The sequence below is a fragment of the Microbacterium sp. H6 genome, from assembly GCF_003314775.1.
GTDB classification, from domain to species: Bacteria; Actinomycetota; Actinomycetes; order Actinomycetales; family Microbacteriaceae; genus Microbacterium; species Microbacterium oxydans.
Genome location: NZ_QOAY01000257.1, coordinates 1 through 9,608, shown reverse-complemented (window position 1 = coordinate 9,608; position 9,608 = coordinate 1). Strand labels below are relative to the sequence as shown.

Sequence of the window (9,608 nt, the reverse complement as noted above, 5' to 3'; positions counted from 1 at the left end):
CTGCATGCTGCTGCTGGACTGGCGGTTCCGGCTCTTCTTCTGGCGCGACGCGGTCTCCGCTGCCGTCGTGACGGCCCTCGGCCTCGTGTTCTTCCTCGTGTGGGACGTGGCCGGGATCGCGAACGGGATCTTCTTCCGCGGCGACGGAGCGATCGCGACGGGCCTGGTGCTCGCTCCCGAGCTGCCCATCGAGGAACCCGTCTTCCTGCTGTTCCTCGTCGTCTGCACCATGATCATCTACACCGGGACGACGCGTGGGCTCGCCCGACTCCGTGCACGCACAAGGGCACAGAGGGAGCGATGATGACCTACCTCCAGCTCTCCGCCTGGTTCGTCGCCGGTTCCGCAGTTGCCGGCGCGGCGCTCGTGCTCGCGTCCCGCGGTCGCGGACCACGCCCCGCATCCGTGCTCCTGACCATCCTCGTGCTCTTCCTCCTCACCGCCGCGTTCGACACCGTGATGATCGCGAGCGGGCTGTTCCACTACGCCCAGGATCCGCTGCTCGGAGTGCACGTCGGGCTCGCGCCGATCGAGGACTTCGCCTACCCGCTCGCAGGTGCTCTGCTCCTTCCGGCCGCGTGGACCGCGATGCGCGCCCTTCGGCGGTCCCGCGGGCGGACACCGACAGATGAGGAGGAACGACGTTGAGCGGAGCCACCGCGCCGTCGAACGGCATCGCACGGGACATCGCCCAGATCGTGCTGTCGTCGCGTCCGATCAGCTGGATCAACACGGCTTTCCCGTTCGCGGCCGCCTACCTCCTGAGCACGCGCGACATCGACCTCACCCTCGTGCTCGGCACCCTGTACTTCCTCATCCCCTACAACCTCGCGATGTACGGGATCAACGACGTGTTCGACTACGCCTCCGATCTGGCGAACCCGCGCAAGGGAGGCATCGAGGGAGCACTGCTCGCACCCCGCATCCATCGAGCGACCCTGTGGGCGGCTGCGGCGACGAACATCCCCTTCCTCGTCTACCTCGTGATCGTCGGGAACCCGGCCTCGACGGCCTGGCTTGCGGTGAGCGTCTTCGCGGTCATCGCATACTCCGCGCCGTTCCTCCGATTCAAGGAGCGCCCGTTCCTCGATTCCGTCACCTCCAGCACACATTTCGTCAGTCCCGCGATCGTCGGCCTCGCCCTGGCCGGAGCGTCGGCGACGACGGGAACCGTCGTCACGCTCGGCGCGTTCTTCCTCTGGGGGATGGCCGCCCATGCCTTCGGCGCCGTGCAGGACATCGGCCCCGACCGGGCGGGTGGCATCTCTTCGATCGCCACGGTCATCGGTGCACGGGCGACCGTACGCCTGTCGCTCGCGCTGTGGGTGATCGCGGGCACGGCCATGCTGTGGACTCCGTGGCCCGGCCCGCTCGCCGCCGTCCTCGCGTTGCCCTATGTGGTGAATGCAGCACCGTGGTGGAACGTGACGGACGCGACTTCCGCCTCCACGAACCGCGCCTGGCGACGCTTCATCGCCCTCAACTACTTCGCCGGCTTCCTCGCGACGATGATCCTCATCCTCGCCTGGATCTCCTGACCGCCCGTTCCGAAGCACCCCCGAAAGGACCCCCGATGTCCCGCCCCGACACCGCGCAGACCCCGCCGCCGAGAGAGCGCACTCGACGGCACTCCTGGGTGCGCGTCTTCCTCCCCGTCGCCCTGATCCTCGTGTGGCTGGTGGGCGCGTCGCTGGGCGGACCGCTGTTCGGCAAGGTCGACGAGGTGTCGTCCAACGAGCAGACGACGTATCTCCCGGAATCGGCGGATGCGACGCAGGTGCAGAAGCTTCTCGGCGAATTCAGCGACAGCGACTCGATCCCGGCCATCGCCGTGTTCACCGCCGACGACGAGCTGACCTCTGCCGAGCTCGATGCCATCTCCGCCGCCGTCGCGGATGCGCCGACGGTCGAGGGCGTCGGCGGCGACGTCTCCCCCGCGCTCCCCTCCGACGACGGACGCGCGGTGCAGGCGTTCATCCCGATCGACTCCGACGCCGAGCTCGCGGATGTGACGACGGCCCTGGGCGACGAGCTGCGCGCCGCCGTGCCGGAGGGGGTCACCGTCTACATCACGGGACCCGCCGGTTTCAGCGCCGACCTGGTGGCCGGTTTCGCCGGTATCGACGGACTCCTGCTCGGTGTCGCGCTCCTTGCCGTTCTCGTGATCCTGGTGCTGGTCTACCGGTCGTTCCTGCTTCCTCTCGTCGTGTTGTCCACCAGCCTCTTCGCGCTCTGCGTCGCGCTGTTGGTCGTCTGGTGGCTTGCGAAGTTCGAGGTGCTGCTCCTCAGCGGCCAGACCCAGGGGATCCTGTTCATCCTCGTGATCGGCGCCGCCACCGACTACGCCCTGCTGTTCGTCGCTCGCTTCCGGGAGGAACTGCGCGTCGCTCAGGACAAGGGCACCGCGGTGATGGCGGCATGGAAGGGCTCGGTGGAGCCGATCGTCGCCTCAGGCGGCACCGTGATCGCCGGCCTGCTGTGCCTGCTGCTCAGCGACCTCAAATCCAACAGCACTCTGGGACCGGTCGCGGCGATCGGCATCGTGTTCGCGATGCTCTCGGCGCTGACGCTGCTCCCGTCGCTGCTGTTGCTCTTCGGTCGCGCAGTGTTCTGGCCGCGGCGCCCACGCTTCGAACCCGAGGTCGTGGCCGCTGAGCACGGCATGCGCACCACGGGCCTGTGGGCGCGGCTCGCCGGCCTCATCAAGCGCCGCCCTCGGGTCATCTGGATCGTGACGACGCTCGTGCTGCTCGCGGGGGCGGCGGGAATCACGCAGCTCGACGCCGACGGCGTACCGCAGTCGGATCTGGTGCTCGGCGCGTCCGAAGCGCGCGACGGCCAGGTGGCCCTGGGTGAGCACTTCCCCGGCGGATCCGGAAGCCCCGTGTACGTCGTCGTGAAGGAGGGTCAGCTGCAGGACGCGGCCGATGTGCTCCTCGCCAACGACGGCGTCGATGGCGTCACGGTCACCGCGGCCGATTCCCCGAGTGGTTCGGCACCCGTGACGGAAGACGGCATCACGGCCGTCGGCCCTCCCGGCACGCCCGCCCCGGAACCGACCACCGTGAAGGGCGATGTCCTGCTTCAGGGCACCCTGACCGATGCGGCGGATTCCGAGGCCGCGGCCTCGACCGTGCGAGAGCTTCGCGAAGACCTCGATGCCATGGATGCGTTGGTCGGCGGTGTCACGGCGACCTCGATCGACACCAACGACGCATCGATCCACGACAGGAACCTCATCATTCCCGTCATCCTCGTCGTGATCATGCTGATCCTGATGCTGCTGCTGCGCTCGATCCTCGCGCCGGTGCTGCTGATCCTCACCACGGTGCTGTCCTTCGGCACGGCGATGGGAGTCTCGGCGCTCGTCTTCAACGGGATCTTCCAGTTCCCGGGCGCCGACCCTGCCGTCCCGCTGTTCGGATTCGTCTTCCTGGTGGCGCTCGGCATCGACTACAACATCTTCCTGATGACCAGAGTCCGTGAGGAGTCGAAGGCGCACGGGACGCGGGAGGGCATCCTGCGAGGGCTCTCGATCACGGGTGGGGTGATCACTTCGGCCGGCCTCGTGCTCGCGGCCACCTTCGCCGCGCTGTCGGTGATCCCGATCCTGTTCCTGGTGCAGCTCGCCTTCATCGTCGCCTTCGGCGTGCTCCTCGACACGTTCGTGGTGCGCTCCCTGCTGGTCCCTGCACTGACCTACGACATCGGCAAGGCGATCTGGTGGCCGTCGAAGCTGTGGCGTCGCGGAGAAGACTGAACCACAGCGGGGACGACGGAGACGCAGCGGCGTGCATCCGGTCGCTTAGACTGGATGCACGCCCTCGTAGCTCAGGGGATAGAGCAGCCCTCTCCTAAAGGGCAGGTCGCAGGTTCGAATCCTGTCGCGGGCACGACATGCAGAAGGGGAGCCGTCCTGGCGACGGCTCCCCTTCTGCATGTCGTGCCGCCCTCGTCACGCCGCCAGCGCGAGATACGGCTCCCACCGCGGGTCGCTGCGTTCCGTCCCGCGCACCGTCCAGGCGGTGCCGTGCGGGGGTCGAGGGGTGAAGCGCAACTGCCAGCGCATCTCCTGAGGCGTACGATCGCTCTTCACGTTGTTGCACCGCAAGCAGCACGCGACGAGGTTCTCCCAGGAATCAGCTCCTCCGCGAGAACGGGGCAGGATGTGGTCGATCGTGGAGGCCGACTTCCCGCAGTAGCCGCACCGGTGATCGTCACGACGGAGCACGCCGCGCCGAGTGACGGGCACGCGTCTGCTGGTGGGGACGCGCACGTAGCGCGCCAGGATGATGACCGCAGGGCGGTCGTAGACGCCGTGCGAGCCCCAGACGGGGTCTTCCTCGACGCGTTCGATCACGGTGGCTTTGTCGTTCATCACGAGCACCAGGGCGCGTTTGAACGACACGATCGCCAGCGGCTCGTATCCGGCATTCAGGACCAGTGTGCGCATTCGTCATCCTCTCGATCCGCCGGGACGGCTTCCCGGCACTCTCGACTCACACGAGGTCGCGCAGGAGGCAGATCGATCGCGAGGACGAAAAAAGGCGCCGTCTAGAGACAGCGCCTTTCGCGCACGGCAGCGCCGTGGCATCCCTGCGGGCTATGCAGAAGGACGTGACGACCGAGGGCATCCATGGTTCGGATGCTCGGTATTCGCTCCATCAGCCTCTCCCACCTGTACGACAACGGGATCAGGCTAACCCATCTCCCTGGGTGCAGGGCGAAACGGGAGGTGAATGGAGCGGAGCGTGTCTGGAAATCAGCCGGCGTTGACCGACAGCCACGACATGGGCTCGACGAGCCCGCCGTTGATCCAGACCTCGAAGTGGAGGTGGTTCGCGGTGGAGCGACCGGTGCTGCCGACGTAGCCGATCAGCTGTCCTGCCGACACCGACTGCCCGACCTGAACCTGACGCGAGCCGTAGAGCATGTGACCATAGGTGGTCTGCAGACGCTGTCCACCGACCACGCTGTCGAGCATGACCGCCACACCGTAGCCGCCGATGCTCTCGGCCGATGCGCGGACCACTCCGGCAGCAGCGGCGTAGATCGGCGTGCCGGCCGGAGCGAGCATGTCTGCACCGTTGTGGCCACCGCCGACCGTGCGGCTGACGTTCCAGGATCCCATGGGGAGCGGATAGCGCACCTCGCCCGAGCCGGGCGACGTGAGCGCGTAGCCCGCGGTGTTGAAGCGCGAGGAGGAGGTGCCGGCCGCGGAGGCGGTCGCGGCAGCAGCGGCTGCACGGGCGGCAGCAGCCTCTTCTGCCTTCTTCTTCTCGATCTCCTCGGGCGTGGTCGCGCTGAACGTGCCGCGCGCGAGCGGAGCAGCAGTCGCCTGCGAGGCGACGACGAGCGACTGCGCATCGACGGCGGCGAGCTGCTGGAGAGTCGTGGGCGCTGCTTCGCTCGGCTTCGACGAGGCGAACGCGGGCAGAGCGATGCCGGCGACCAGCGCACCGACCGCCCCGAAGATGGCGATGGATCGAAGAGGCTTGACGGCCTTTCGAGCACTCATTCGCGCGCCGGTGCGGCGGGCGGGTACTGCTTCTTCAGATGTCTTCTTCGCGGGCGATTCGATGTCTGCGGCCAAAACTTGGTCCTCCTGGGCCCTCACGCTGTTCGGGTCAGCGCTGGCTCGTCGGCACTCTGCTCTCGTGGCACGAATGTAGCTCGGGTACTTTGTGCGTTCTTGCCGTGAAGACGACGAGCCTGGAAGGCGATCTTCAGCGGGTTCATCTCCAGCGGGCTTCTTCGCTGGCGACCTGACCGAGGTTACCGGAAGATAACGATCATGTCACCCTGGGAAACTGGCAATTCTCGGAGAGGGCGACGCCGCTCTCCTTCCACGCCGATTGCACCCGCGAATTCTCGCGGGATCAGGCCGGTTCGCCGACCAGGAAGATGTGCGAGGCCAGCTCGACGGGAAGCTCGAGTCCATCGTCCTTGCCGTCCATCTGGATGAGGACGTAGCCCTCGCTGAAACGGAAGTCACCGTGCGCTCCGGGAACGACTCCGGCATCGCGCAGCTGCTCGAGCAGCTCAGGGTCGACCTGAGCCGGCTCGGCGAGACGACGCACCGTGCCTTCGACGGGCTCGCCGGCGGCGTTCAGGCGCTGGACGAGTCCGATGACGCCTTCGTCGAAGGTGCGCGCCGGCAGATCGCCGAGCTGATCGAGTCCGGGGATGGGGTTGCCGTACGGCGACTCCGTCGGATGTCCGAGCAGCTCGACGAGGCGACGCTCGACCTGCTCGCTCATGACGTGTTCCCAGCGGCACGCCTCTTCGTGCACGAAGGCCCAGTCGAGTCCGATCACGTCGGAGAGCAGGCGCTCGGCGAGACGGTGCTTGCGCATCACGTCGACCGCCTTGCGCCGACCGGCGTCGGTGAGCTCGAGTGTGCGGTCTTCCGAGACGATCACGAGACCGTCTCGCTCCATGCGCCCGACCGTCTGCGAGACCGTCGGGCCGGAGTGGCCGAGACGCTCGGAGATGCGCGCGCGCAGCGGAACGATGTTCTCCTCCTCGAGTTCGAGGATGGTGCGGAGATACATCTCCGTGGTGTCGATCAGATCGGTCATGTGCGGGCCCTCCGAGGTTCTTAGGCAAGCCTACATTCCCGCGGCGACATCGGACTCGCGAGCAGTCCTGCGGCACGCCGAGCGCCCCCTAGAATCGACGCATGGCGATCGAGATTCCCCGTGACCTCCTGCCCGTCGACGGCCGCTTCGGCTGCGGTCCCTCCAAGGTGCGCCCTGCGCAGCTCGAGGCGCTGCTCTCGTCGGGAGCCTCGATCCTGGGCACATCCCACCGTCAGGCACCCGTGAAGAACCTCGTGGGCAGCGTCCGCGAGCAGCTCGCGGCTCTGTTCCGCCTGCCGGAGGGATACGAGATCGTCCTGGGCAACGGCGGCTCGACCGCTTTCTGGGACGCGGCGGCCTTCGGACTGATCGAGAAGCGCAGCCAGAACCTCGTCTTCGGCGAGTTCGGCGGGAAGTTCGCCGCCGCCGCCGGCGCTCCCTGGCTCGAGGCCCCCGATGTGCGCAAGGCCGAGCCCGGTTCGCTGACCGTTGCAGAGGCCGTGGAGGGTGTCGACGTCTACGCCTGGCCGCACAACGAGACCTCGACCGGCGTCGCGGCCCCGATCCGACGCATCGCCGCTGAAGGCGCGCTGACCGTCATCGACGCGACGAGCGCCGCCGGCGGTATCGACTTCGACGCCGCTCAGGCCGACGTCTACTACTTCGCGCCGCAGAAGAACCTGGGCTCCGACGGCGGTCTGTGGTTCGCCGCCGTCTCGCCCGCTGCCGTGGAGCGCATCGAGCGCATCGCCGCCTCGGGTCGTTACATCCCCGAGTTCCTCAGCCTGAAGAACGCGGTCGACAACTCGCGGCTGAACCAGACGCTGAACACCCCGGCGCTCACCACCCTGCACCTGCTCGACAGCCAGCTTCGCTGGATCCTCGACAACGGTGGCCTCACATGGGCGGCGGCGCGCACGTCCGAGTCGTCCGCCGTCCTTTACGACTGGGCCGAAGCCTCGTCCATCGCCACGCCGTTCGTGGCGGACGCGGCGCACCGCTCCCCTGTGGTCGCGACGATCGACTTCGACGACAGCATCGACGCGGCAGCGATCGCGAAGGCACTACGGGCGAACGGCATCGTCGACACGGAGCCGTACCGCAAGCTCGGGCGCAACCAGCTGCGGGTGGCGACCTTCGTCTCGATCGAACCGGACGACGTGCGTCAGCTGACCCGGTCGATCGAATACGTGCTGGAGAACCTGGGCGGCTGAGCGCCCGGGGTCACTCCTCCTCGTCGACCTCGCCGGCGTCCTCATCGAGGGCGTCGGCGTCGTCGTCCTCGGACTCATCCTCTTCCGACGCGACGGACTCGTCGTCGACAGCGCCCTCGTCGAGTTCGTCGATGTCCACACCGTCCACGTCGCCGGCGTGGAGGATGTCCCCCTCGACGTCGTCATCATCGTCGTCGAGGTCGTCGTCGTCGAGCCCGCCGTCTTCGTCGTCCTCGAGTCCGCCGTCGTCCGTCACCACGTCGTCGCCGGCAGCCGCGGCCGCTTCAGCGAGCTCGACCTGGTGCGCGCGGTACTCGGCCAGGCGCTCGGCCCACGGAACCCACTCCGGAGCCAGCAGGGCGCCATCGCCGGGAAGGAGCTCGACCTCGAGCACCGTCGGCTCCTCATCCTCGACGCGGGCGACGGTCACCGTCCAGTACCACCCCGGGTAGCCGGCGAGCCGGTTCTCGAAGCGCAACGAGACCGACCCGTCCTCCTCCGCGAGGTATCCGGCGGCGGGGCCGACGGTGGACGCCGGGGTGATCTCGGCCAGCGCGGCGAGCGCGAGATCGTGGGCGTCCAAAAGACGCGCGTCGGCGTCAGGCTTCGAGGTCATCAGCGACCTTACGCAGGACGGCCGCGATCTTGCGGCCCTGACCGGAGGAGGGGTAGCGACCGCGGCGGAGGTCTCCGCCGATGCCGTCGAGGAGCTTCACGAGGTCCTCGACGATGATCGCCATGTCGTCGGCCGGCTTGCGCTTGGCCTTGGAGAGGCTCGGAGGCGCCTCGAGCACGCGCACCGACAGTGCCTGCAGCCCGCGCTTGCCGTCGGCCACGCCGAACTCCACGCGCGCACCGGCCTTCACCGCGGTGCCGGCCGGCATCGCGGAGGCGTGCAGGAAGACATCCTGGCCGTCATCGCTGGCGATGAAGCCGAAACCCTTGTCTTCGTCGTAGAACCTGACCTTGCCGGTGGGCATGGGAGAACCTCGCTGGGATCGTCGTGCAGAACAGTGGGCGCGCTCATGCGCGTGCCCCCAGCCTACCGGTCACGACGCGCGCGAAGCCGAAGGCCGCGGTGCGAGTAGGCTGGTGCGGATGAGCACGAAGAATTCCGAACCGGAGGTTCCCATCCGGCGGCTGGATCGCATCCTGGCGTTCACCGCGCTCGGAATCGCGGCAGCATCGGTGGTCTGTTTCTTCGCGATCATCATCGGGACCGCGCTCGGGATGGATCAGACCGCGTTCGGCGAGGGCCTCTGGCCGATCGTCGCGGCGATCCCCTACTGGGGCCTGCCCGTCGCTTTCCTCATGATCATCGCGCTCCTCACGATGAGCTTCATCCGGAAGGGCCGCGCGTCTTCGCGTTCATGAGGCATCGGCCATGAGCACTCACGCGCGACCGCTGGCGGATTGGCTGGCTGCGGCGAGCGACGATGAGCTCTGCGGACTCCTTGCCGCGCGTGGGGTGCGCTCTGACGCCCCGTGGCAGGACTTCTTCGATGCCGCGGAAGCGCTCCTGGACCCCGCTTCGATCTCCCGCGTCCTCCCGTCGCTGACCGCGACCGAGGCGACCGCGCTCCTCACGGCGGCTTCCGGAGGAGACGCCGGGCCCGAACGAGAGGCGCTGACAGCACTCGCGCTGCTGCGGCCCGATGGGTCGCCGTATCCGCCGGTCACGGCCGCCCTCGCAGGCCGCTCAGCCCCTCCGACGACCCCGGCCCCCACCGTCGCTCCTGCATCTGCATCCGCGGCAGCCCATGCCGCCGAGCGCGCCTTCACGACGGTCGCCGTGCTCGCCGACGTGCTGCTG

General features: G+C 68.1%; 11 protein-coding genes, 1 tRNA gene and 1 pseudogene. 8 read left to right on the top strand and 5 right to left on the bottom strand.

All coding sequences use genetic code 11. From position 1 onward, the window contains the following. From DSP71_RS16440 to DSP71_RS16420, 5 genes are all read left to right on the top strand, one after another. Positions 1-304: lycopene cyclase domain-containing protein (locus DSP71_RS16440; protein WP_258546502.1), on the top strand; the 304-nt coding region annotated here is incomplete at its 5' end. Continuing rightward, positions 304-648: a lycopene cyclase domain-containing protein gene (locus tag DSP71_RS16435; protein WP_046749810.1), complete on the top strand. Its 345-nt coding sequence runs from the start codon at positions 304-306 to the stop codon at positions 646-648. The genes DSP71_RS16440 and DSP71_RS16435, both read left to right, overlap by 1 nt. Next, positions 645-1,538: a prenyltransferase gene (locus tag DSP71_RS16430; RefSeq protein ID WP_058631267.1), complete on the top strand. Its 894-nt coding sequence runs from the start codon at positions 645-647 to the stop codon at positions 1,536-1,538. Before DSP71_RS16435 ends, DSP71_RS16430 begins: the two co-directional genes overlap by 4 nt. 35 nt (positions 1,539-1,573) lie before the next feature. Beyond that, positions 1,574-3,760: an MMPL family transporter gene (locus DSP71_RS16425; RefSeq protein WP_113681617.1), complete on the top strand. Its 2,187-nt coding sequence runs from the start codon at positions 1,574-1,576 to the stop codon at positions 3,758-3,760. 60 nt (positions 3,761-3,820) lie between these two features. Then, a tRNA-Arg gene (locus DSP71_RS16420) sits at positions 3,821-3,893 on the top strand. 62 nt (positions 3,894-3,955) lie between these two features. Here DSP71_RS16420 and DSP71_RS16415 read toward each other — a convergent pair. From DSP71_RS16415 to DSP71_RS16405, 3 genes are all read right to left on the bottom strand, one after another. Then, entirely contained in the window at positions 3,956-4,453 is a 498-nt protein-coding gene (locus tag DSP71_RS16415) for an HNH endonuclease (RefSeq protein WP_045263393.1), read from the bottom strand. A gap of 309 nt (positions 4,454-4,762) precedes the next feature. Next, positions 4,763-5,518, bottom strand: coding sequence for a M23 family metallopeptidase (locus DSP71_RS16410; RefSeq protein ID WP_046746555.1), 756 nt, complete (start codon positions 5,516-5,518; stop codon positions 4,763-4,765). 361 nt (positions 5,519-5,879) lie between these two features. After that, a complete protein-coding gene (locus DSP71_RS16405; RefSeq protein WP_045263392.1) occupies positions 5,880-6,581 on the bottom strand; it encodes a metal-dependent transcriptional regulator in 702 nt (233 codons plus the stop codon). A 101-nt stretch (positions 6,582-6,682) separates the two neighbouring features. Between DSP71_RS16405 and serC the strand changes: the two genes are divergently transcribed. Beyond that, positions 6,683-7,795 carry a phosphoserine transaminase gene (gene serC, locus DSP71_RS16400; RefSeq protein ID WP_046746553.1) on the top strand — a complete coding sequence of 371 codons (1,113 nt, stop codon included), beginning with the start codon at positions 6,683-6,685 and terminating at the stop codon, positions 7,793-7,795. A gap of 10 nt (positions 7,796-7,805) precedes the next feature. Here serC and DSP71_RS16395 read toward each other — a convergent pair whose 3' ends face one another. Then, positions 7,806-8,411 carry a DUF3027 domain-containing protein gene (locus DSP71_RS16395; RefSeq protein ID WP_113681616.1) on the bottom strand — a complete coding sequence of 202 codons (606 nt, stop codon included), beginning with the start codon at positions 8,409-8,411 and terminating at the stop codon, positions 7,806-7,808. Further along, the gene (locus DSP71_RS16390) at positions 8,395-8,775 is read right to left on the bottom strand and encodes a cold-shock protein (RefSeq protein WP_045263389.1); all 381 of its coding nucleotides are present in this window, start codon (positions 8,773-8,775) and stop codon (positions 8,395-8,397) included. Before DSP71_RS16390 ends, DSP71_RS16395 begins: the two co-directional genes overlap by 17 nt. Positions 8,776-8,893: 118 nt before the next feature. On the opposite strand from DSP71_RS16390, the gene DSP71_RS16385 reads away from it, so the two are divergent. Together DSP71_RS16385 and DSP71_RS16380 are read left to right on the top strand one after the other, a co-directional pair. After that, a complete protein-coding gene (locus tag DSP71_RS16385; protein ID WP_046746551.1) occupies positions 8,894-9,169 on the top strand; it encodes a hypothetical protein in 276 nt (91 codons plus the stop codon). A gap of 10 nt (positions 9,170-9,179) precedes the next feature. Further along, a pseudogene (locus tag DSP71_RS16380) lies at positions 9,180-9,608 on the top strand (hypothetical protein); the annotation flags it as partial.